This window comes from Streptomyces sp. NPDC026500 (genome assembly GCF_055567635.1).
Window position 1 is genome coordinate 243,761 of sequence record NZ_JBVHQB010000013.1, and the last position, 23,178, is coordinate 266,938.

The 23,178-nt window shown below is 69.4% G+C and carries 15 protein-coding genes and 3 pseudogenes; 12 read left to right on the forward strand and 6 right to left on the reverse strand.

Annotated elements, in window-relative coordinates; genetic code table 11:
* Positions 1-388: 388 nt before the first annotated feature.
* The 3 genes and pseudogenes from ACZ4N5_RS24485 to ACZ4N5_RS24495 form a co-directional block, all read left to right on the forward strand.
* Positions 389-610, forward strand: a pseudogene (locus ACZ4N5_RS24485) (transposase); the annotation flags it as partial.
* A gap of 438 nt (positions 611-1,048) precedes the next feature.
* Complete coding sequence (locus ACZ4N5_RS24490) at positions 1,049-2,686, forward strand: PucR family transcriptional regulator (RefSeq protein ID WP_467759187.1); 1,638 nt, start codon at positions 1,049-1,051, stop codon at positions 2,684-2,686.
* A 214-nt stretch (positions 2,687-2,900) separates the two neighbouring features.
* On the forward strand, positions 2,901-4,202 hold the full coding sequence (locus ACZ4N5_RS24495) for a type III PLP-dependent enzyme domain-containing protein (protein ID WP_467759188.1): 1,302 nt from the start codon (positions 2,901-2,903) through the stop codon (positions 4,200-4,202).
* A 672-nt stretch (positions 4,203-4,874) separates the two neighbouring features.
* Here the strand turns inward: ACZ4N5_RS24495 and ACZ4N5_RS24500 are convergent.
* Positions 4,875-5,453: an HD domain-containing protein gene (locus ACZ4N5_RS24500; RefSeq protein WP_467759220.1), complete on the reverse strand. Its 579-nt coding sequence runs from the start codon at positions 5,451-5,453 to the stop codon at positions 4,875-4,877.
* Positions 5,454-5,747: 294 nt separating this feature from the next.
* On the opposite strand from ACZ4N5_RS24500, the gene ACZ4N5_RS24505 reads away from it, so the two are divergent.
* The 3 genes from ACZ4N5_RS24505 (at position 5,748) to ACZ4N5_RS24515 (ending at position 10,925) form a co-directional block, all read left to right on the forward strand.
* Positions 5,748-6,947 (forward strand): exonuclease SbcCD subunit D, encoded by a 1,200-nt coding sequence (locus tag ACZ4N5_RS24505; protein ID WP_467759189.1) that lies wholly within the window; start codon positions 5,748-5,750, stop codon positions 6,945-6,947.
* A gap of 1 nt (position 6,948) precedes the next feature.
* Positions 6,949-9,957, forward strand: a complete 3,009-nt coding sequence (locus tag ACZ4N5_RS24510; protein ID WP_467759190.1) for an AAA family ATPase — start codon at positions 6,949-6,951, stop codon at positions 9,955-9,957.
* Positions 9,958-10,184: 227 nt separating this feature from the next.
* Positions 10,185-10,925 carry a vWA domain-containing protein gene (locus tag ACZ4N5_RS24515; RefSeq protein ID WP_467759191.1) on the forward strand — a complete coding sequence of 247 codons (741 nt, stop codon included), beginning with the start codon at positions 10,185-10,187 and terminating at the stop codon, positions 10,923-10,925.
* A 378-nt stretch (positions 10,926-11,303) separates the two neighbouring features.
* Here the strand turns inward: ACZ4N5_RS24515 and ACZ4N5_RS24520 are convergent.
* Positions 11,304-11,480: pseudogene (locus tag ACZ4N5_RS24520) on the reverse strand (alpha/beta fold hydrolase); the annotation flags it as partial.
* Between the two features lie 145 nt (positions 11,481-11,625).
* Between ACZ4N5_RS24520 and ACZ4N5_RS24525 the strand changes: the two are divergent.
* Positions 11,626-13,419, forward strand: coding sequence for a DEDDh family exonuclease (locus ACZ4N5_RS24525; RefSeq protein WP_467759192.1), 1,794 nt, complete (start codon positions 11,626-11,628; stop codon positions 13,417-13,419).
* Between the two features lie 102 nt (positions 13,420-13,521).
* Here the strand turns inward: ACZ4N5_RS24525 and ACZ4N5_RS24530 are convergent, their stop codons facing one another.
* Positions 13,522-15,468, reverse strand: coding sequence for a hypothetical protein (locus tag ACZ4N5_RS24530; protein ID WP_467759193.1), 1,947 nt, complete (start codon positions 15,466-15,468; stop codon positions 13,522-13,524).
* Between the two features lie 794 nt (positions 15,469-16,262).
* Between ACZ4N5_RS24530 and tap the strand changes: the two genes are divergently transcribed.
* The 5 genes from tap to ACZ4N5_RS24555 all read left to right on the forward strand — a co-directional run bounded on the left by tap (position 16,263) and on the right by ACZ4N5_RS24555 (position 21,042).
* A complete protein-coding gene (tap, locus tag ACZ4N5_RS24535) occupies positions 16,263-18,395 on the forward strand; it encodes a telomere-associated protein Tap (protein WP_467759194.1) in 2,133 nt (710 codons plus the stop codon).
* A 4-nt stretch (positions 18,396-18,399) separates the two neighbouring features.
* Positions 18,400-18,957 carry a telomere-protecting terminal protein Tpg gene (tpg, locus tag ACZ4N5_RS24540; RefSeq protein ID WP_467759195.1) on the forward strand — a complete coding sequence of 186 codons (558 nt, stop codon included), beginning with the start codon at positions 18,400-18,402 and terminating at the stop codon, positions 18,955-18,957.
* A 478-nt stretch (positions 18,958-19,435) separates the two neighbouring features.
* Positions 19,436-19,786, forward strand: coding sequence for a hypothetical protein (locus tag ACZ4N5_RS24545; protein WP_467759196.1), 351 nt, complete (start codon positions 19,436-19,438; stop codon positions 19,784-19,786).
* A gap of 89 nt (positions 19,787-19,875) precedes the next feature.
* Entirely contained in the window at positions 19,876-20,523 is a 648-nt protein-coding gene (locus ACZ4N5_RS24550) for a restriction endonuclease (protein WP_467759197.1), read from the forward strand.
* A gap of 306 nt (positions 20,524-20,829) precedes the next feature.
* Positions 20,830-21,042, forward strand: a complete 213-nt coding sequence (locus tag ACZ4N5_RS24555; RefSeq protein WP_351130517.1) for a hypothetical protein — start codon at positions 20,830-20,832, stop codon at positions 21,040-21,042.
* Between the two features lie 379 nt (positions 21,043-21,421).
* Here the strand turns inward: ACZ4N5_RS24555 and ACZ4N5_RS24560 are convergent, their stop codons facing one another.
* From ACZ4N5_RS24560 to ACZ4N5_RS24570, 3 genes and pseudogenes are all read right to left on the reverse strand, one after another.
* On the reverse strand, positions 21,422-21,943 hold the full coding sequence (locus tag ACZ4N5_RS24560; protein ID WP_467759198.1) for an NUDIX domain-containing protein: 522 nt from the start codon (positions 21,941-21,943) through the stop codon (positions 21,422-21,424).
* Between the two features lie 101 nt (positions 21,944-22,044).
* Entirely contained in the window at positions 22,045-22,650 is a 606-nt protein-coding gene (locus ACZ4N5_RS24565; protein WP_467759199.1) for an NUDIX domain-containing protein, read from the reverse strand.
* A gap of 168 nt (positions 22,651-22,818) precedes the next feature.
* Positions 22,819-23,114, reverse strand: a pseudogene (locus ACZ4N5_RS24570) (LexA family protein); the annotation flags it as partial.
* Between the last annotated feature and the right edge of the window lie 64 nt (positions 23,115-23,178).

Below are 23,178 nucleotides of genomic sequence, written 5' to 3' on the forward strand. Positions count from 1 at the left end.
TCGAGACCGGCGTACCGCGCGGATGAGGTTGGCGCAGGGGAGCGTGGCCCGCCTCGACAGCGCGGCTGCGTGCGAAGGGCTTATGCCCATGATTCCGGCAGGAGTTCATCGACCCGCCCAGCGGGGTGCCTCCCACCCCACTGACTGGGCTGTGCGGTCAGCGGGGTGGCCTCCAGTCAGGTGGAGTTGGTGCAGGGTGTCTTCTGTGTCGTGTCTGAGGTGTTCGGGGGAGGCCAGGCGTTGCCACAGCGGGTCGGGGCGGCAGGGGACGGTGGCGTCGCGGGCGGCCCATTCCTCGGCGAGCTGTGTGTAGAGGGGTGTGCCCTGGTCCGAAGGTTCTGCGAGGGTCTGGCCACGGGCGTGCGCGGGGTGGGTGGGCCTACGGCGCGCGACGAACGCGATCGAGTCCGTGAACGCGCGGATCCGCAAGGCCGTCCGGGCCCGTGGGCACTTCCCGAACGAGCAGGCCGCTATCAAGTGCGTCTACATGGCCATCATGAGTCTCGACCCCACCGGCCAGGGACGTAAACGCTGGACCCAGCGATGGAAGGCCGCTCTGAACGCCTTCGACATCACCTTCAACGGCCGGCTCTCAGCCGCGCGCCGCTGAACCCCCAACAACTCCAAAACCACCGTTAACTTTACGGACCCCTTCAGTGGTTCGGAGACGTGATCGTGCACCGCCAGCCGGCCCCCTCGGTGCGATGCCGTTCCCTGATCACCGGATCGTGACAGTCGTGGCCTGCCCGTCACGGCACGTGCGACCCGCGTGAACACCCATACGCCACGGCGACTCATCAAGATGAAGGTCTCCCGCCACGGCAGCCGATGACAGTGCTGCCGGAATGCGCGTAACACGGGCTTACGCGCGCGACCGTGAGGAACGGCATGGCCCGTCGACCACTGTCGACCGGTAGCACAGGCCGGACCAGTCGCGTCCCTCAATGCTCGAGGGGCACCACCAAGCACATTCCGGGACGTCTCGCGCCATTCCCGTGACTCCTCCTACACTCGCCGTCACGCGACGTGCCGACGTGATGGGGGCCAGATGGTGCTGAACAGAATCGTCGAGCAGGGGGCCGCCGCCGTGTCGGGGCCGACTCTGGAAAGGCTGCTGTCGGTCATGGGGGCCGGTGCGCTCGAACCGTGCACGACGCAGCGCGGTCTGGAGGCCGTGGTCGAGGGGGTCATGATGCTGGACCCGCTGGAACCGGGGCTGTTACGGGGGCAGATGCTGCTCGCGGTGGGCATCGACCCGGGGTCGGCCGCCGCCGTCGACGTCGTGCTCGACGCCGCCGGCTCGGCCGCGGCCGCGGTGGTCTTCGGACAGGGAAGGTCGGGCCGGCCCGCGGACGCGCTGCGGGCGGCGGCCGAGGACGCCGGTGTGGCGGTGCTCTTCCGGACGGCGTGGTGCGGCTGGACCGAGCTGGTCGGGATGCTGCGGGCTGGTCTGGTCCTGTCCGGGATCCCCGCCGATCCGGCGGTGACACTGGGCGACTTGAACGGACTGGCCGACGCGGTGGCACTCCTGGTCGGCGGCGCGGTGACGATCGAGGACGTGGAGTCCCGGGTCCTGGCGTACTCGTCCACGAAGGAGGATGTGGACGAGCTGCGACGGCTGACGATCCTCGGCCGCCGGGTGCCGGAGTGGCGCGTCGCCGCCATGCGGGAAGCCGGGTTCTTCCAGGCGTTGTGGGGTTCGGGAGATGTCATCCACCGGCCGGCACACGGAGAGAACCCCGAACGTCTGGTGATGGCGGTCCGGGCAGGCGGAGAGATTCTCGGATCGATCTGGGTGGCGGCCGCGGGCGGCGACCTCCCCTCGCACGCCTGTGACACGCTGCGCTCGGCAACGCGGGTGGCCGCCGCACATCTGCTCCACCACCGGTCGCACCGCACGCACGCCCGACTGGTCGAGGACGCGGCCCGTGCGCTGCTTGACGGACGAGGACCGGCCGGCGTGCTGACCGAACTCACCGGGATCCCGGCACACGGGCACTGCGCCGCCCTGGCGGTGCGCCCCGGAGCCTCCTGCAAAGCAGAGGGAACCGGAAGGCTGCACGCCCTGCTGGCGGTGTGCTGCGGTGCCAACAACCTCACGCCGGTGGTGATACCGGTCGACCAGGGCGCCCTGGTCCTGGTGGGCGCACTGCACCAGGACCAACGGCGGGCCGCCGAACAGCTCGCGCGTCTGGGGAAGTCACTGGCTGTGCAAGTGGCGGACGCGTCCGGGCCGGAAGCGAGAATAGGTCTGGGCACAGTCGTCGAAACCCTGGCGGACCTACCCGCGTCCCGCCGGTCGGCGGACCTGGCCCTGCAAGCCCTGCTCTCGCCGGGAGAGCACCGTACCGTCGCCTGCGCGAGCGAGGTGGCCGAGACGATCGCCCTGAACCAGATGCTGGACACGCTGACAGGGCCGGCCCCGGCACCGGAGACACCGGTGGCACGCCTGGTGGCCCTCGACGCAGGGCAAGGCGGAGGCACCATGGTGCAGACCCTGCGGGCGTACCTCGACCACTTCGGTCACGTGTCGGATACCGCCCGCGCGTTGGGCGTGCACGCGAACAGCCTGCGCCACCGGATCGGCAGGCTCACCGAGCTCTCCGGACTCGACCTCCGCAGCCCCGACGCCCGGCTCCTCGCCCAACTGCAACTGCGCCTTCTCGAGCGCGGTGGCGAAGCATGAGCACGCGAGCGTCCGCCACGAAGAGAGGGCGCCTTCTTCGTGCCCGAGTCCAAAGGAGGCTGCGGCGGGCCCGCGGTTTCGCTCCACGGTGAGAACCGCGCGGCCGAACACCGGGACTTGCGACGAAGACACCCGCACCGCTGCGACGAGAGGCTGGTGGTCCGCCCCACGGCAACCGCGGGGCGGCGAGACCCCGGCTCAGGGAGGGCGCAGCATGAACGGTTCCGACAAGGCCGACCGGCGTGAGCGGATTCTGCGGGCAGCGGTACAGGAAAAACTCCTGGAACCCGAGACGGCCGTACTGGCCGGGTTCGTCGACCTCGACGGCGTCGGTGAAACCGTCACGTCCCTGCACAGAGCGTTCCGCGACTCCCCCCGGGTCCTGCACGCGTTCGCGGCCAAGGCGAACTGCCTGGTTCCCGTACTCGAGGAACTGCGCCGAAACGGCATGGGCTGCGAGGTCGCCAGCGCCGGCGAACTTGCCCAGGCCCTGGAGGCGGGATTCGAACCCGAACACATCGTGTTCGACTCCCCGGCCAAGACCCGGGCCGAACTGGACCGGGCACTGAGCCTGGGAATCGCCGTGAACGCGGACAGCTTCCAGGAACTCTCACGGCTGGACGAGATCCTGGCGACCCGCCGTTCCCGCTCGCGGATCGGCGTGCGCATCAACCCCCAGATCGGCGCCGGCTCGATCACCGCCATGAGCACGGCCACCACGACCTCGAAGTTCGGCATCCCCCTGGAGGACAAGGGCAACCGGCAACGACTGCTGCGGACATACCAGGACCGCCCCTGGCTCACCTGGGTGCACACGCACATCGGCTCGCAGGGCTGCCCCCTGGACCTGATCGCCCAGGGCATCGCGAAGGCCGTGGAATTCGCCGAGGAGATCAACACCCACCTCGGCCGCCGGCAGGTCACCGGCATCGACATCGGGGGAGGACTGCCGGTCAACTTCGACACCGACGAGACGACGCCCGGCTTCGACACCTACGTCGACCACCTGCGCGAACACGCACCGGCCCTCTTCTCGGGCGAGTACGAGATCATCACCGAGTTCGGCCGCTCCGTACTGGCCAAGAACGGGTTCACCGCCGCGTACGTCGAGTACACCAAGACCGCCGGCGGGCGCCCCATCGCCATCACCCACGCGGGCGCACAGGTTGCCACGCGGACGGTGTTCGCCCCCGACGCATGGCCCCTGCGGATCGAGGCCCACGACCCCAACGGCCGGGCCAAGCACGGCCAGCCGGTGCCGCAGGACATCGCAGGCCCGTGCTGCTTCGCTGGTGACCTGCTGGCACGCAACCGTGCGCTGCCCCTCCTCGACGCTGGCGACCTCGTCGTCGTCCCGGACACCGGCGCCTATTACTTCTCCACGCCCTTCCACTACAACAGCCTGCCCGAACCCGCCGTGCACGGAGCCCGCATCGATGCCGACGGACAGGTCACCTTCCAGTTACTCCGTCCCGCGCAGGCCAGCCACCTGATGCCGGCCCTTGCCGGCCTGTGATACCTGCCCGCCCGCGTGACTCCACCAGAACGCCGGTCGCAGCCACCTGGGCTGGCGGGGCCCCGAGCGAGCACGCCCGGCTGCCCGAAGAAGACCACAACGCCGAGGAAGGAAGGTGCAACCGCCATGACAGTACGGTGCGCCCGGACAGGGTGCCCCACGGGGGAAACGACACCCTCGGGCCAATGGGAGGTCATCGGACGAAGGCTGTCCGTCACGAGGGTGCACTGCGGCCGGGCGACGTGTGATGTCGCGCGGTGGGTCCTGCGACGGCGACGTATCGCAGCCACCCAGTTCCTGCGGGGCGCGTGCTACGGGGCTGGCACGGCCGCAGTGGGTGTGCTGGCGGTGTGGCTGCGGACTCGCTGAGGACTTCGGGTCGGTCGGCGGCCCTGCCGGGCACGTGGTCGGCGAGATCCCGGGAGGTGGCGTGGCCGTCAGCGCTGCCACCTGCCTCCTCGGACGCCAGGACCGGCACCTCGGAGGGCCTCCTCCCCGCCGACGTGGGGAGCAAGCTTTCGACTCGTCCATCACGGCAGCCCTTTTCGGGCCATTCCGACGTGGGAGCAGACAGGGCCGCCAGCACTGCGGCTGTCTCCACCGGGTTCATCCCCGCGTGCGCGGGGATGAACCCCCGGGACGTGCCGCGCGTCATCCGAGAGACCAACTTGATCAGGCCTGTTCCCTGTTGCTTTCGCCGAGTGCTGTGCGCAGCCAGTCGAGTGAGTCTGTTTCGAGTACTGCTTCGGCCAGTGCGTGGGCGGTTTTCGTTGTGAGGCGGCTGCGGCTGTTGTCGATCCAGCGTTGCGCGTTCTGGTATCCCTGGGCCTTGTACTCGATGCCTTGGATCAGGCATTCCAGCTTGTCGGCGTCCCGTGCGCAGACCGATTCCGGGGATTCCTTGGCCTCGTATTCGTCGATCAGCTCGCGTACTGCCTGAGCCAGAATCTCGGGCATCTGGGCGACCTGGTCGGCCGTGACGTGACGGGGGTCGGCCTGCGGCGCGTATGTCCTGCCCAGGTAGTTCACATCCCCGGTTCGGGTTTCCTGCGAGTCGTGCCATACCGCGAGGAATGCCGCTCTGGCTGGGTCCGCGCCTTCCAGCTTGGCGATGATCGTCGCGATGAGGGCGGTGCGCCACGAGTGATCGGCGACCGACTCCGGCTCTTTGATCCCGGCCATCCACCATCCGGTGGCACGCCGCCTCCTGCGGCTACACCTGCCGATTCGCGACAAGCGCGCTCCGTGCAGCGCGGGTTGGAGCGAAGGGAGCGCACTCGCGCACGCGCGCCGGTAATTCACTGCACTTCATTTACTCGTGCAGCAGAGGTCAACAAAGGCTCCAGCCGGCCTGCTAGCGGCAGAGGCTCCTCGTCCACACCGGTAGGAGAGCCAGCCCGTCGTGCCTCATCGGTACTACCACTGCGCCACACCTTCCTGCCGTCCGACGCCATGGAGTGCGCACGTATCAAGGCTTCCGTCGATGATCGCGTTTATCAGGAAAACCGCCCGCAGCTACCACCACTGTGGTTACGGTCTGTGGTCATGCGGTTTCTGCACACTTCGGACTGGCATCTGGGCCGCCGGTTCCACACAGAAGATCTGATCCCCGCCCAGCGTGCCTTCCTCGACCACCTGGTCGACACCGCCCGAACCGAGGACGTCGACGCGATCCTCGTCGCAGGAGACATCTACGACCGGGCGATTCCCAGCCTGGACGCCGTGCGCCTGTTCAACCGCGCCCTGCACCAACTCGCCGACCTCGACGTGCCGATCATCATGATCAGCGGAAACCACGACTCCGCGCACCGCCTCGGCGTCGGATCCGGCCTCCTCGCCCGTGCCGGCATCCACTTGAGGACCGACCCCGGCACCTGCGACATCCCGGTCCTCCTCGAAGACGCCGACGGCCCCGTGGCGGTGTACGGCATCCCCTACCTCGAGCCGTCGATGGTCCGCGACCGCCTGGAAGCCGAAGCCGTCTCCCACCACGCCGTGCTGACCGCAGCCCTGGACCGCATCCACGCCGACCTCACCAACAACCAGCCGGCCGGCACCCGGTCCGTGGTCCTCGCGCACGCCTTCGTCACCTCCGGCACCGGGCAGCCCGAGGAACGCAAGGAGAGCGAGGAGGCCGAGAGCGAACGCGAGATCGCTGTGGGCGGTGTCGCTCACGTGGGCGCCGACGTCTTCGAGGGGATCGACTACGTGGCCCTGGGCCACCTCCACGGCCCCCAGCGCGTCACCGACCGCATCCACTACAGCGGCTCCCCGCTGGCCTACTCCTTCTCCGAAGCCCGCCACACCAAGTCGATCACCCTGGTCGACCTCGCCGCCGATGCCGTTCCCGCCCTCACCCACCGGCTCTGCCCCGTGCCGCTGCGCCTGGAGTGCGTGACCGGCTTCATGGAAGACCTCCTGACCAACCCCGCCCATGAGCCGCTGAAGGATGCCTGGCTCGAGGTCACCCTCACCGACACTGCTCTGCCCTTCGAGGCCATGGCCCGCCTGCGCCGCCGCTTCCCTCACACCGCCAGCCTCAAGCACCGGCCTGCCCTCATCCCCGCCCAGGCCACGAACACTCCGACCTACAGCGAACGCATCCGCGGCCGCGGCGACCTCGACATCGCCAGCGACTTCATCAGCAGCATGCGCGGCACCGACCCCACCCCGGACGAGCACCACCTGCTCCAGCAGGCCGTCGAAGCATCCCGCCTGAACGAGCAGCAGAAGGAAACCGTCTGACATGCGCCTGCACAACCTGACCCTGCAGGCGTTCGGACCCTTCGCCGGCACCCACACCATCGACTTCGACTCCCTGTCCGCCGACGGCCTGTTCCTCCTGCACGGCGACACCGGAGCCGGCAAGAGCACCGTCTTCGCGGCCATCTGCTTCGCCCTCTACGGCAAACCACCGGGCGACCGCGATCTGCTGCTGCGCAGCCACCACGCTCCCGCCGCCCTCCTGACCGAAGTCACCCTCGAGGTCACCCTCGCAGGCCGCCGCCTGCGCATCCACCGGATCCCCGCCCAGATGCGCCCCAAGCGATCCGGTGAAGGCGAGACCTCCCAGAAGTCAGAAACCCGCCTGAGCGAATGGGCCCTCGACACCGACGGCCAAGGCCACTGGGAACCATCCAGCAAGTCCCACCAGGAAGCCGCCCTCGAGGTCACCGACCTGCTGGGCATGAGCCGGGACCAGTTCTGCCAGGTCGTCCTGCTGCCGCAGAACGACTTCACCAAGTTCCTCCACGCCGACGCCCACGGCCGACGAGAACTCCTCGGCAAACTCTTCCGCACCGGCCGCTTCACCTTCATCGAGCGTTGGCTGAACGACCACAGCCGCACCACCGAAAAGAACCGTGACGCCGCCCGCGCCGACGTGCTGCGCCTGGCCGAACGCATCCACCAGGCCGCCGGGGACGACCTGACAACCCAGTGCACGGCACCCACCCCCGACGACCCGCACACCCTCACCGAGCCCGCCCGCGCCTGGGCCCAGGACCTCCTCCAAGCCGGCCACACCGACCACGCCACGACACTCCAGGCAGCCACAACGGCCAAGGAGAACCTGGCCGGACAGCAGCGGCTCGAAGCCGCGGCCCGCGAACTCCACCAGCAGCAGACCACCTACACCAGCGCCCGGCAGCAGCTCGACCTGCTCCAGGAACAGACACCGCACCAGGACGCACTGGCCCAGCGCCGCGACCAGGCCCGCCGCGCCCAACAGGCAGCACCGCTGCTGCACGCTGCGGACACCGCCGCAGACGACCACACCCGCGCCCAGAGTGCCGAACGCACCGCCCGCGAGCACCTGCTGCCCGAACACAAGGACCTGGACGCCGGCCGATTGGAGACCGCCGAACAGTCTCTTCGCGCCCAAGCTGCCGTCCTGACCGCCCTCGTCCCCGAAGAAGACACCGTCCGCCGGCTGACCACCGAGCTGGAGCGCACCGACGCCGAACGGCAGGACTTCGCCTCCCGGCAACGCACCGCCCAGGACTGGCTCGAAGCAGAACCCGCCCGGCGCCGCGCCCTCGAAGCCCGGCGGGAGGCCGCCCGCCAGGCCGAAGAAGAAAGCCGCCGCCACCAGAGCGCCCTGGACAGCCTCAAAACCCGCCTCGAAGCCGCCGGCCGCCGCGACACCCACCTTGCCAAGATCGCCAAGGCTGAGCGGCAACTGGCCGATGCACAAACCGTCGTCGGCCGGACCGGCCAGGACTACCTCACCGTCCGCCGCCGGCGCACCGACGGCATGGCCGCCGAACTCGCCGCCACCCTCACCGACGACACCCCCTGCCCGGTCTGCGGATCCTGCACCCACCCGGCGCCCGCCGCCCCCCAGGACGGGCAGCCCACACGCCAGGACGAACAGGACGCGGAAGCCCTCCACGAGCAGGCCAAGACCACACAGGAAGCCGCCGCAGCCGTGCTGCACGGCCTCCGCGAACAGGCCGCCACCGCCACCGGCGAAGCCGGCGACACCCCCCTGACCGACCTCCAGACCCAGCACACCACGCTCACCGCCGAGCTGACCGACGCCCTGGACCGCGCCGGCGACCAGGGCACCGTCCAAGAAGAACTGCTCGCACTCGACAGCGAGCACACCGCCCAGACCCAGCAGCACAGCACCGCAACGGCCGGACTGTCCGCCCGCAACGCCCACTACGACACCCTCACCCAGCAGCTCACCGAGCTGACGGCCAAACTCACCGCAGCCCGCGGCACCCATCCCACCGTCGCCGCCCACGCCGACGAACTCACCCGCACCGCCGACCGCCTCGAGAAAGCCGCCGAAGCCTCCCGCAGCCTCGCTGCCGCCGTCCAGACCCTCACGCACCGCACCGAACAGGCCACCCGCGCCGCCAAGGACCAGGGCTTCGACACCCTGGCACTCGCCCAACAGGCCCTGCTCGGCGACGAAGACCTGCGCGCCATCGAAGAAGAAATCACCCAGTGGCGCGAGGCCTGCGCCGCACAGACCGCCGTCCTCGACAATCCGGAACTGCAGCAAGCCGCCGCCCAGCCCGCCGCCGACCTCGACGCAGCCACGACTGCAAGGGCGGCCGCGGACGACCAGCACGCCGAAGCGGCCGCCGCCGCCAGCGCCGCCCACACCCGCAGCCAGGCCCTCACCACCCTCGCCACCGACCTCGGCGACGCCGTCCAACGCCTGGAACCGCTCGAGCAGGCCCACGTCACCGCCCGCCACCTGGCCGAACTCATCACCGGCAACTCACCCAGCGCCCGGGTACGCATGCAGCTGGAGGCCTACGTCCTGGCCGCTCGTCTCGAAGAGGTCGTCACCGCCGCCAATACCCGCCTGCACCTCATGTCCGAAGGCCGCTACACCCTCTCCCACTCCGACCACCAAGCGGCCCGCGGCGCCCGCTCCGGCCTGGGGCTCGAGATCACCGACTCCTGGACCGGCCGCCCCCGCAAGACCGACACGCTCTCCGGAGGCGAATCCTTCTTCGCCTCCCTGTCCCTCGCTCTCGGACTCGCCGACGTCGTCACCCACGAAGCCGGCGGCAACCCCCTGGACACGCTCTTCATCGACGAAGGCTTCGGCACCCTCGACGAAGACACCCTCCACAAGGTCCTCGACGTCCTGGACTCCCTGCGCGCCCACGACCGCACCGTCGGAGTCATCAGCCACGTCCCCGAACTGCGCCGCCGCATCACCCACCGCCTCCACGTCCGCAAGGACCCAGCCGGATCGACCTTCTCCCACCTGACGGCAGCAGCCGAATGACCGCGAAATGGGCCGGACCGGCGGCGAGAGCACCTGCGCGCACATACCGGGGGTGCCGGCCCGGACAGGAGGGCGACGTGGACATCCGCCACCGCCGACGGCCACCCTTCCGGGCGGTCGGGCCGTTGACCTGGGGCGCACCGGTTAGGGACCCGGTGGAGAGCCTTCCTTGTGGTACCGCCTCGACCGAGAGGATGAGGGTGTTGCGCGACACAGGAGTGGTGACCATGGGCAGGGTTCAGAACGAGGCCCCGGCAATCAGCCTGTCCAAGATGCAGACGCAGGCCCCGGATCTGGTGAGCCTCTACAAGGCGGCCGGGTCCAGCGTGCGCGCGCACGGTCTCGAGGGGGTGCGTGCTGCCGTGTATCTCGTGCTGGACCGCTCAGGCTCGATGCGGCCCTACTACAAGGACGGCACCATGCAGCATCTCGGTGAACAGGTCCTCTCCTTGTCCGCGCACCTCGATGACGACGGCACGGTACCGGTGGTGTTCTTCTCCACCGACGTCGACGGATCCACCGACCTCAGGCTCGGAGGCCATCGCGGCCGCATCAACAAGCTGCACGAGAACCTCGGCCACATGGGACGGACGAACTACCACTGGGCCATGGACGAGGTCATCGACCACTACCTCGCTTCCGGCAGCGACGCCCCAGCCCTGGTGATCTTCCAGACCGACGGCGGGCCCACCAGCAAGTCCGCCGCCGAACGCTACCTGTGCAAAGCCGCCCGCCTGCCGCTGTTCTGGCAGTTCATCGGCTTCGGCGACCCCGACGACAACGAGTTCGCCTTTCTCCGCCGTCTCGACGACCTGGCCGTACCCAGACACCGCATCGTCGACAACGCAGGCTTCTTCCACGCCGGCCGCGATCCGCGCACCGTACGCGACGATCTCCTCTACGACCGGCTCCTGCAGGAGTTCCCCAGCTGGCTCTCGTCGGCTCGCACCGCTCAGATCCTGCATTGAATCCTCCCCCAGCTAAAGCAGGGGGATTCCTGGCTCACGCTGCCTGCGGGTCAGCGACCCGACAGGTCTTCCGCGATCGACACCAGCCGGGTTGAAACCAGCCCGGTTTGATACAGCGAAGCGTGGAGGTGCCTGTGCTGTCTTGGCTCTCGATCAGCACGGGTGCGCGCTTGGTTCTCGCACCGCACGGCGTGCAGCCTACCCACTCAGGTGGACGGTGTTTCGCCCTTGGGGCGAAACACCGTTTCCTGCCCTGCTCCGCAGGAGTCCGGGTCCTCCCCGGCCTGAAGGCCGAGGCATCCTCGGAGGAACCCGATGAGCGCTTGAACCGAACCGGAGAACCGATCTCGCCGGACGCGGCGCGAGCGGTGGGTGTCCTCCCGCTCCACTCCTCGGGCTCAGCTCGGTCATCGGTTCGGTGAGGGTGTCGACCCCGTCGAGCACCATCCGCCCTGTCTTCTCGGGGAACTGGGCCGCGTACACCGCGCCGAGCCGCGTTCCGTACGAGAAGCCGAGGTAGTTGAGCTTCTTGTCGCCGAGGGCCTGGCGCATCAACGCGCCGCGCGGCCGCTGTGTTCCGTGGCATGTTCTGCTCTGGGCGTCGGGAGCCCGGGCGAAGGCCACCGGTTGAGGCTTCTCAGACGAGGTCGTGGCTCGCAGGATTTTGAGCGGTGAGGCGGGACAGGGGATGCTGACCGGCATGAATGGGGTGCCGGTTTCCGATGATGTGTTCAACGCCGTGTCCGGGGCTACCGGGTGGGCAGTCGTGGACGTGGAAACATCGGGTCTGAGGCCGTACGAGCATCGGGTGCTCTCGGTGGCGGTGCTGACACTGGACACGGCCGGGAATCTGGTGGAGGAGTTCTCCACACTGCTGGATCCGGGCTGTGATCCCGGCCCGGTGCATATCCACGGCCTCACGACGGAGCGGCTGCGTGGCGCGCCGGTGTTTGAGGAGGTCGCCGAGCACATCGGGACGCTGCTGGCCAGCCGGGTGATGGTGGCGCACAACGCCCAGTTCGACTACGAGTTCCTCGCGCGCGAGTTCGCCCGGGCCCGTTCGTGGCTGCCGGTTTCGCAGCGGATGTGCACGCTCGCGCTGAACCGGCGGGTCGCGCCGCCCACCGACGATCTGAAGCTGGCCTCGCTGGCTGCCCACTACAACGTGCCGCAGCAGCGGGCGCACGACGCCCTGGACGACGCCCGGGTGCTCGCCGGCATCCTGCGCGGCTCCTTGTCCGCGGCGGGGGAGCTGGGCCTTTCACTGCCCTTGGTGGCGTGCCCGCCCAAGCAGGGGTCGGGGTATCCGCCCCGAGTGCCGAAGACCCCCTGCGCGCACCGTAACCCCGGTCGGCTCGCGCCCGGAGCCCCGCTGGTGCAGGGCATGAAGGTCGCCTTCACCGGTGACACGCGCACCTCCCGGGAGGAACTCGTCGCGCGCTCCGTCGCGGTAGGCCTGAACGTGATGGGCTCGGTCAGCCGTCACACCAGCGTGCTGGTCACCGACGAGACCGACTCCGACAGTGCCAAGTTCCGTGCCGCACGCAGTGCGGACGTGCCCGTGATCACCGAGGAGGCCTTTCTCGGCCTGCTCGCCGGTGTGCAGCCCGGTACCGCTCACACGAACCCGGTGCCGCCGGCACCGTCCGTACCCGCCCAGCGGCGCACCGACCGCCCAGCCACTGCCGCACCGCTGGCCGGGCGCCGGATCCTGGTGCTGGGCGGCCCCCACGACCACGCATCAGCGCTGCGCACCCGCATAGCGGAGCTGGGCGGAGCCGCCGCCGTCAACCTCTCCGCCGGCGTCACGGACGTGATCCTCCTGGCCGACGGGGCCGGGGACCGCCGCATGCCCCACATCACCGCACGCGGCCTGCCGGTCCACGACGCCCACTGGCTCACCACGCTCACGTCACCATCGGGCACCGCCCGAGAGGTGGAGACGACCGACCCGGCCGATGTCCAGATCCTTCCCCGCGGTGGCGTTCTCGACCTGCCGACCGCACACAACCGCGCCGGAACGTGGACGGTCACTGCAAGCTGGGGCCATCAGATCAGCTGCGAGATCGACGTGGTCGCCTTCGTTCTCGACGAGGACGAACAGGTCTCCTGCGACGAGGACTTCGTCTTCTACGGGGCACCCGAAAGCCCCGACGCGACCGTACGCCTGACCACCGACGGCCCCAGTGAACAAGCCGTCACAGCGAACCTGATCTCTCTTCCCGACGCCGTCCGCAGAATCGTCATCGCCGCTGCCATCGACGGACCCGCGACATTCGCCCAGGCCGGAGCCATCGAGATCACCGTCGCCCAGGGAACCGGCGCGCGAGCCGTGGCCCAGGCCACCCTGGACGCCGCGACCACCGAACGAACGCTGCTGCTCGCCGAGATCTACCGGCGTGGCCCGGGATGGCGCGTACGCGCGGTCGGCCAGGGATACGACCACCAACTGGCCGCCTTGGCCCGGGGCTTCGGCGTCGACATCGTCGGCTGACCTCTCACCTACCCTCCGCCGGGCAGTGCCCTGCACGACATCGGGCCCACCGCGCCGAGATCCTGCGTTCGCCGGAGGCACGAGCTGGGAGAAGACCAGGGCTTATCGGCTGCCTGGCGGCTTCGGCCAGGGTGCTCCCGTGGCAGCCGCGTCCAGGAGGTCACCGAGCCGCAGCCAGGCGGTCGGTCCGGAGTTGGTTGCCGGGCAGGTCGCGAACCGGTTCCACGCGTCCTGGTCGGTGCCCAGGGCATCGCGTACCGCGGCAACCACCGACGGATGCGCGCGCCCGTGATGATCCCCCCGGGCGCGCAGAGCTGGCCAGGCTGGCAGAGCGCGTACGAGGGCCAGCTGAGTGTTCGGCCTGGCCAGGATCAGGCGGGTCCAGGCTTCGCGCCATGTCGGTGCGCCGCCGAGGTTCCCGCGCAGGCCCTTGGTGAGACGCAGTAGCACGGTATCCGGGGAAGTGTGACGTCGCAGCACCCTCTCGAAGTCGTCCTTGGACCTGTGTCCGCTCGCGGCGCAGGCGAGGAGAGCCTTTTCCACGAGGGAGTCGTCGCCGGTGTGCCGGTCCAGGTAGTCGCTCAGCGCTTGTGCCGGGACGCCTGCCAGTTCGCGCACGGTCACCTTGTCCGGGGCACCGAGCGCGGTGCGGCGGCGATCCCCACCGACGGACGGCGGAGGATCGGCGAGGACGCGCTCGATCGTGTCGAGGATCTCCTCGAGTTCACGCCGCTGGTCATGACGCGGCGAGAAGGCCGGATGGTGAGGGCTCAGCCGCTTGCGCGCGTCATGGACGATCGGGCGGATTCCGGCCTTCACATCGTCGGTGAGCGTCGGGAGGTGCAGCACGATCTCGCGCACCCAGGCCACCTCGCTCAGACTGATTCCCGAGTAGCGTTCCGCGGGCTCCCAGAAAGGAAGAGCGCGTGCGACGGTCTCGGCGAACATGGTTGCGAGGCCGGCGAGAGCGGCGTCAGGAGCACGCCAGTGGGCCTGTTGGTAGCCGTCCTTGGCTTGCGTCGGGTTGAGCAGGTGACGCCAGGTTCCGGACGCGGCGTGCCGCGCCCAGACAACCGGGGCGTTGCACCACCGGTTGAGCAGCGTGGCGCTCTGAGGGCCCAGCACGCGACGGCAGACCTGCTCCCGATCCGCCAGGGCGGACAGCTTTCCGGCGAAGTGAGCAAGGATCTGCTGCTCGTCCGATCCGGCGCGGCGCATACGGCAGCCCTGGGCCACCAGGATCTCGAGCTGGAACCGCTCGAGATCTGCTGCGGCGAGCTCGGCCAGCAGTCCCGGCTCGACCGCCCAGGGCAGGCTGCCGAGCAACTCGTTGCGGACCGTCCACTCGGCGTCGGTCCCATCGGCCCACTGGACGAGTTCGCGATGCCGCTCCGGGTGCCGTTGGAGTATCTGGCGCCACATGCTCTCCCACGCCTCGCACGCGCCTGTGTACCGCTTCACCCAGTCGTTCGTGTCACCGTCCGCGTCCGCCTCGTCGGGGTCTGGTGCGGCAGGAAGCGCGTCGCGGGCGGCCTCGAACACCAGGTCGTGCAGCGGTCCTCGCCGCAGCACGACCTGAGCGGGGGTCGGCATCTCGAGCAACTGGGGCGTCATGGGCGGCGTCGCACCGCCGCGAAACCGCAACTCCTCGGCAACCGCACCGGCGAGCCGCTCACCGGCACGCGGGCTCCCGAGCAGAGCCAACTGTTCAACGGTGCAACCCTTTAGCGTCGTATCCTGCAGCGATGCCGGACACGATGGATGCCCGAGCGCGAGCGCGACAAGGGTCATGCCGCCCTCGAGGTGGTAAGGCTCCTTCGCGGCCTCCAGATCAGCCGCCACGGCCGCCTCCAGAAGCCACGGCGGCGCCTGCCGTGCATGAGGCCCCGACAACAGGGCCTCAGCGAGTGCCGAGCGTTCACGGCGAGATTGAGCGGTCCGAACCTGTTGCGCCGCCAGCTGCACCACGGGGTCATCCGGGCCGCTGCCGGTCATCGCTGTGAGGAGGAAATCGCAGGGAAGTACAGCGGCGGAGTCCTGGCCGGTCACGAATGGTTCTCCATCAAGGCTTGTTGGGCTGCTTGCCCGGCATGATGTCGTACGGCACTGACATCGGCTCCGCACTCACCCGTGCAGCGAACTCAAATGTTCTGCGTCCACTGCTCAGCCGCAGGGCTCCGGACGAACGCAGCGCCATGGCGCTCGCGCAGACACGAACATGCTGATCAACCACAGGTGTCCGCTGTCCCAGCTGTGGAGCGGGTGCTCAGCTGATCTCGGCGAAGACCCTCGAGGACGCCCGCCGTTCCCGGCGCGATGGGCTGGCGGGCCTTCTGGGTTGTTCCTCCTTGTGGACGTGGTTTCCCGCGCGCCGGCCATACGCGCTCAGCGCGATCCGGACCCTGCAGACAGGGCCTTGCCTACCGTCGTCGTCGGATCCTGGTCTTGACCGGTGTGGGCTGGTCGGAAATCCCCCGTGGTCCCGGCCTGGAGCGGGATGCATCTGCGGTTCCGCGGTGACGGGAGCTCTGCTGCCATCGCCCCCGAGGACCCGGCCGGGCTGCGCTCGCTCGATGGTGGCGTCCCTTCGGGGCGGATCGCAGCGCATCGGCGGCTGCGGGAGCAGTCTCTGCAGGGGCGTTGTCGGCGAGGGTCGCGTGTTCGTCCGGGAGGTGGAACTGGCGCGTCTTGCAACGGTGTCGCCAGGCTCGCTGATCTGAGACCAGGTCGAGCGGTCGTGGGCGAAGCTGGTGCGACACCGCGAATGTTCCATGAAAGGGTTAAAGGAAAGGGTTAAATGGCAGTGTGGGGCTTGGTAAGGTCCCGAGCGGAGGTAGTGGCCTGTGGCGTCCGAGGAAGAGCTGTTCGCGTCGGTCGATGCACTGTTGGAGGCGGAGCCGCAGCTCCCTCATCCCGCGGAGCGCGCTCGCCTTCGTGAGGCCGCCGGTATCACCCAGGCCCGGCTGGCGACCGCACTGAAGACCACGACTCAGTCCGTCAAGAACTGGGAGAACGGCCGGAGCGAGCCGAAGTCGCCCCGCCTGGAGGCGTATCAGCGACTGCTGAACGGCTGGGCTGCGAAATACCCCGCGCACGGCACGCCCGTGACGGTGCCGGTCCCGCTTCCCTCGCCCCAACCGGAGACGGCGCCCAAGGGGTTCACGGCCCCCGCACCCGCGATCCACGAGACCGACGCCACCGCACCGGTGAAGACCCCCGACGCTTCGGTACCCCAAGGGCGCCCGACTGCCCGGCCCGCCACATCGGCACGCCGGCCGGTGAAGAAACCGGCTGCCCAGCCCCGCGACACCGACCCGCGCTTTCCACACGGCCCACTCGCCGTCCTGGACGGCGACGGCTCCGCCTATGGGACAGCTGGCATCGTGCTCGACTACCCCGCCGCCACCATCCCGGATCTGGTGGAGTGGACGCTCGAGGAATCCGGACTCGGTGCGGCGAAGCTGCACCGCAACGGCAAGGACGCCGATCCTCTGATCGTCCTCACCGCAAGCGCCGCGGTGAAACTCGGCCTGCCCGAGCGCCTGGAGGGCCACGAGCAACGCCGCTCGCTGCGCCTGCCCGCCGACCACCCGGTGGTCAAGCAGGTGGCGAAGGCGAAGTGGAAGCTCACCCAGCGCGGCTTCGGCCCGTGGGCGCGCATCTACCGTCCCGCCCAGTCGGGTCAGCGCCAGTGCGTACAGCTCGCCGTCCTGTCGTGGGACGCCCTCGATGAGCGTTCCTGGCCGGGCGTTGCGCAGATGGAGCCGGCCGACATCGCCCGCGTCCTGGGCATCTACGCCATGCGCGTCATCACCCCGCGCGGCAGCACAGCCGTCTCCGGGCTGGAGCTGATGACCGCGCTGCGCCCGCCCACCCGAGCCGTCCAGGACAAGGAGACCGGGAACTGGCTGTCCGGCCACAACCCGGGTTCGCTGGGCACCGAGCCGATGGATCCGGCGCCGCCGGAGGCCACTGCCGAGCATCCCGTGGTCGTGAACTCCGGCTGGACGGGCGGCTTCCTGGACGAGGAGGCCTACCAGTGGGTGCGTGACGTGGATCTGCTCACGGGGGAGGAAGTGGCCCTGCCGTGGGTGGTGGGCCTGGATCTGAACACCGCGTTCCTCGCAGCCGCGGCCCGGCTCACCGTGGGCCTGTCCGCCCCGGACCACTTCTACACCCCCACGTTCAACCCGAAGATCCCCGGCTCCTGGCTGGTCGACCTTTCCCACATCGAGATGGACCCGCGCCTGCCCTCGCCGTTCACCCCGTCCGGGATCCGCCCCCAGGGCCCGGCCTGGTACCAGACGCACACCGTCGCCTACGCCCAGGAACTCGGCCACAACGTCCAGCCGCTCGAGGCCTTCCTGCGCCGTGAGACGGGCGCGTACCTGGACCCGTGGCACGACCGGCTCAAGACCGCCTACGTCGACACCCTCGCTGATCTCGGCGTCACCAAAGACCTCACCGACACCGAGTTCCTCGCGGCGATGGAGCGACACAAGGACGCCGACCCGGCCCTGGCCGCGGTCCTCGCCGCGATCAAGGCCACCGTCAAGGGCGGCGTCGGCAAACTCCGCGAGCGCCCGCAGGGCCGCCACTACCGGCAGGGCGAACGATGGCCGGCACTGGAGCGCCCGACCTGGCGCCCCGACATCCGCGCCGCGGTCATCTCCAAGGCACGGGTGAACATGCACCGCAAACTGAACAACATGGCCAGGATGACGGGCCTGTACCCGCTGGCCGTGCTGTCCGACTGCGTCGTCTACCCCTCACCCGGCCGCAGCCCGCTGGACTTCCTGCCCTACAGCGCTTCCGGCAAGCCCCAGCCCGGCGGCTTCCGCCTCGGCCCCACCCCCGGCCTGGCCAAACTGGAGGGCGTCCAGGACCTGGCCTGGGCGGTCGACCTGATGGAACAGGGCCTCAACCCCGCCCGCCACATCAAGGGCGGCGACGCCGTCCTGGACGACGGAGAGTAGAACTGTGGGAGAGATCGACGAGGCGATCGAACGCGCCGACCGGGAAGCGTTCACCCGCGAACCGCCCAAGACCCTCCCGGCCCGCATCAACTACCTCCTCAAACAACTGGGGACGGCGAAGGCCGTCGCCGCGGAACTGGGCGTCACCGCCGACTCGGTGAACCGCTACCGGCGCGGAGCCAGGAAACATCCGCCCAAGGACATCACCGCGAAGATCGACGCCGCGGTGCGATCCCGCTGGCAGCCGCGGGTCCGCAAACGCCGACGCAAGCAGGCCGCCTCCGCAGGCGGCATCACCGTGGAGACGCGAGCCCGCTTCGGCTACACCGCGCCCATCGGCACGACCGACGACGGCCGTTTCCGCCGCCTCACCGTCCACCTCCCCGCCGCGTACGCACAGCGCCTGTTCGACGCCCGCGACGCCGGCGCAGGCGACCAGGAGCTGCGCCAGATCATCGCCGAAGGATTCAAGGACATCTACTTCCAGGACGGCGGAAGCCGCGCCACGGGAATCTCGGACGTGGCCATCAACGACATCGACTACCTCGACCTGGATTTCTGAGCGGATCGCGTGAATGCCGGGCGCCCGGTCATGATCTGGGACATCGGGCGTAGCCCTTTGGCCGAGTTCGCCGGGCATGACGTCCTGCTCGGTCCTGACCGCTCCTGGCCCCGGGCCCCTCACAACAGCCCCTCACTCCCCATCCGTCGCCCAGTGGCGGCAACTCCCGGAAACGGCTGGATCCGCGGGGGCCTCCGGCCTGATGACCCGCACCGCCACGGCAGAGCCCTGACCGCATCTCGCATGCCTGCGCCGCAGGTGAATCAGCCTTCCGAGGCAGACCGCAGCCGCTCCCCGGCTGGTACCGCAATGCTTCTCCTGCCCCGGGAAGAACACGGCGAAGAACACATGAGCGAATGCCCCATGTCCTGAACTAGCCCTCAAAACACGGTAGTTGTACCTCATCAGGTGATCCACTGTCAGTGCCTCCCGCCAGCATGACCGTGACGCAGCCGAGCCACGATCACCTGGGGGACCCATGCCGTTCGTCCGTCCGTACATACGCTCCGACGGAACGCCGGTACGCGGACACTCCCGCTGGGCGCCGGGCGCCCGCCGGGAGATGACCGTCTTCGCCGCCTTCGGCCTGGCCGTACTCGGCTTCGGTCACACCTCGGCCGCAGAGGGAACCGGCGGTGTGTCGCCGACACCGTCGGTGACCTACCCGATCCGCTTCGACGACATCCCACACAACGCCCCGCGGGTGGCCGTCCCACGCCCGACGGTGTCGTATCCGATCACGTTCGACACCCCCGCACCGCGCAAGGCGGCACCCGCACCCAGCGTGTCGTACCCGATCGACCTCGCAGCCCTGGGGGGCGGGCGATGACCCGGCGTCCGCCCGCCAGGCGTCGGACCACCGCCCGGCGCCCCAGCCGCCGGCGCAGCCGACACGACACATCCGTCACCGCGCCGGCCGTGGCCGCCGTCGCAGCGGCCGCTCTCGTCGTCATGATGGTCAACTGGCTGCTCGCACACTGGTGGTTCCTGCTCATCGCAGCTGTCCTCGCCGCCCTGGGCGGCTTCGGATGTTGGCAGCACCGGGCACAGCGCATGCAGTGGGAGCAGGCCCGCTCACGCGCTCTGCGCTACGGGCTGGCCCAACTGGACGCGCTCTCCCACCAGCAGTTCGAGTACGCGGTGCGCGACCTGATGCACCGGGACGGCTGCACCGACGCCGTCCAGGTCGGAGGGCAGGGCGATCTGGGAGCGGACGTGAAGGCCACCGATCCGCTGGGACGCCGCTGGGTGATCCAGTGCAAGCACCGCCGGCACGGTGAGCGCGGCGCCGCGGTGGGCACCCCGGAACTCCAGGTTCTCAACGGAACGGGCCGTCCGGTCCACAAGGGGGATGTCGTGGTGATGGTGACCAACGGCAGGATCACCCAGCCCGGCCGCATCTTCGCCCGCCAGCAGCGACTGCACCTCGTCGACCGCCACCTGCTCGGCTCCTGGGCCGCCGGATCCCGGCCCCTGTGGGAACTCCTGCCCGCGCTCCCCACACCCCGCAGGCCCTCACCGCTCTCCCAGGACACAAGCACGCCCGGCCGACCCGAGCGCGCCTGACAAGATCGTGGGAAAGCCTGGGCGCAACAGGCGCGCACGTTCCATGACCGCCAGTAGCGCCAGGGATCTGCCGACCTCGTAGCGGCCCGGCGGCTGTTTCGTCATCCCGGGGGAGCGGGATCACGGCCGTAGAGGGGTGCCTTCCTTTCCTGCGGCACGTTTGCGCAGGCACTCGGAGCCGGTGCCGGCAAGCCTGCGAATCTGGCCGATCTGTACGTGCTTTGTTGCCATCTACCAGCATCTGCCGCGTCCACGGCCGTCTGTGCTCGCTACATCTGTACAAGGTGCGCTCACTGGAGGGGGCTTGTGGTGCTGACGATCAATGTGGCGGTGCTCCTGGCCGTCGTCATCGTCGTGCGGCTCCGGCGCCGTACGGAGGCGCGGAAACGGTCCGATGAGCAGTTGACGGTGCTCATCGTGCTGGTGTTCGGGGTACTGGTCGCTCCGACAGCCTTCGGTCACGGGGTCGTCGACGTGGTCGGGCAGGTCGCTGAGGGGATCACTCAGTCAGGCCGCTGACACTCCGCCCGACCGAGCTGATGCCACCAGCAGGAGCTGGCTGGCAAACGGACGACGTGACCCTGGGGCCGGGCAGCAATGATGGGGTGGGCGTGCTGCCGGCGCAGCCAGGTCAGTGTCCCTTCGGCCCTGGGCGCGTTGACAGCAGATGTGTCCCAGAACGTTCTCTGCAAGAGCGTGAGCTGGCGAGACGTGTCCGCGGAGCGGGTCGGCTGCAGCGGCGTGACGGCACATGGCGGCGTCTGCGCGACTTGACGGAGGCGGGCGTTTCGCCGCAGTTGCACGAGGTGCTGGCTACTGCCTCGGAGCCTTGGCAGTCTCGGTGTACTTTTCCGGTGGGCGTCGGCGACGGTTTCGGTTCATGAGGGCATCGGCGTTCCTATCGCCAGCCGTCGAGGGAGACTTCCGGACCACCTGCGAGGTAGCGGCGGAGGGCACTGGACGTGGTGTCCACGAACTCTGTGGGAATGGCGTCGGCATCGACCCAGCGGACCTGGGCGTGCTTGCGCGGTTCGCGGTTTTCGGGTTCGCCGGTCCACTCGTGGGCGGTGAAGACGACAGTGAGGAAGCCGTTGGGGGCCTCCACGCCCCAGGCGCCGTGGATGATGTGGGCGACCTTGAGTGACTCCGGCTTCACGGTCAGGCCGGTCTCCTCGTACAGCTCGCGTACGGCGGTGTCAGTGATGGGCTCGCCGGGCTCGCTTTTGCCGACCGGCAGGTCCCACATGCCCTGGGCGAACTTGGCGTTCTGGCTGCGCTGGAGGAGGACGATCCGGTTGGCGGCCTTGTCGTGGACGATGACGGCGGCGACCAGCAGAGTCATGGATGCGAGGGCAGGCGGTAGGGCTTTGGGCTGGTCGTCGGTCTGCGGCTGAGCCACGTCCATCGTGTCGCTTTCCATGGCAGAGGTCACCGTGCCAGGTGACGAAGGTTACTCCGGATGGCCTGTTGCTGAGGGGCCGCCCCACGCGCGTCGGGAGCCGGGGGCGGCCGGTCTTGGAGTCAGCTCAGTGCTTGAGCGACGCGCTGCCTCAACTTCTCATCGTGAAGAGCGCCGACCGTTCGCCAGGCAGCGTCGGAGACCTCTTCGGTCTGCAGTTCGCCGATGTCGGCGATGGTGCGGAACAGGAAGCGGAAGTCGAAGTGCTGGTGGGCCGGTTCGGCCTTGGCAGGGTTGGCGTCGATGGGGTGGATGTCGATGTGCAGCGGGGTCTCGTCGTGCGGGGTGACGACGTGGGGTGGGATACCGGTCTCCTCGGCGAGTTCGCGGCCGGCGGTCTGCTTCGACAGGTCGATGCCCGGCCCAACGACCCATCCGGCCCCGCGTCGAGGACCATCTGGCCATGTTTGCTCTTTCCTCACGCCCTGATCCCGCCCGCTGGCGAGCACGATGAGGGCCAGGGGCACGTCGTCGATCCGGAGCGGCCGCCGCTCACTGCGGCCCGTATCCGGGAGATGGCGGCCGGGCTGCACGAGGCGATGGACGACATCCGGCGTTCCGTGGCGGTGCTCGACTATGGCCTGTCCCAGAGCACCCTGAGCGACGTCTGCGCCCGTACGGACACTGTCGCGGAGCCTGACACCCGCCGCCTCGCCACGCTTGCCCACAGCGGCCTCCTAGCCCTCGGTGAGCCCACGGTGCGCGCCGTGGTCCGCCAGGCCGTCTGCGACGTCCGCACTAACTTGCCACCACCGCCCGCCGATCCGCTGGCGGCCCCAACCGTCGCCGCGCTGATGCTCGAAGTCGCCCCGGCCTACCTCTCCGACACCGACGCCGCCGACGACCTTGAGGACGAACAGCTCCCCGTCGCCCACGAGCTGGTGGGGGAGGGGGAAGACGTCTTTGACCGATTCCTCGGCGAGGATCGGGCCGCCGGTGGCGATACGGCCGACGAGCGGTCGTAGGACGCGGCCAGCTTGCCCGCCGTGTCCGTCGGCTGCACCGACGACTGGTCCGAGCCCCGTACCTCGTACGCGCGCGGGCGGTGCGGGTCGCGCCGCAGGAAGCCCTTGCGCTCCAGCGCCATGAGCTGGTGTGCGACGGAGGAGGTGCTGGAGAGGCCGACGGCCTGCCGGTGCTGTTCGTGGAGGTCGACAACTGCACCGAGTCCGCGGACACCCTGGCGGCGAAGTTCG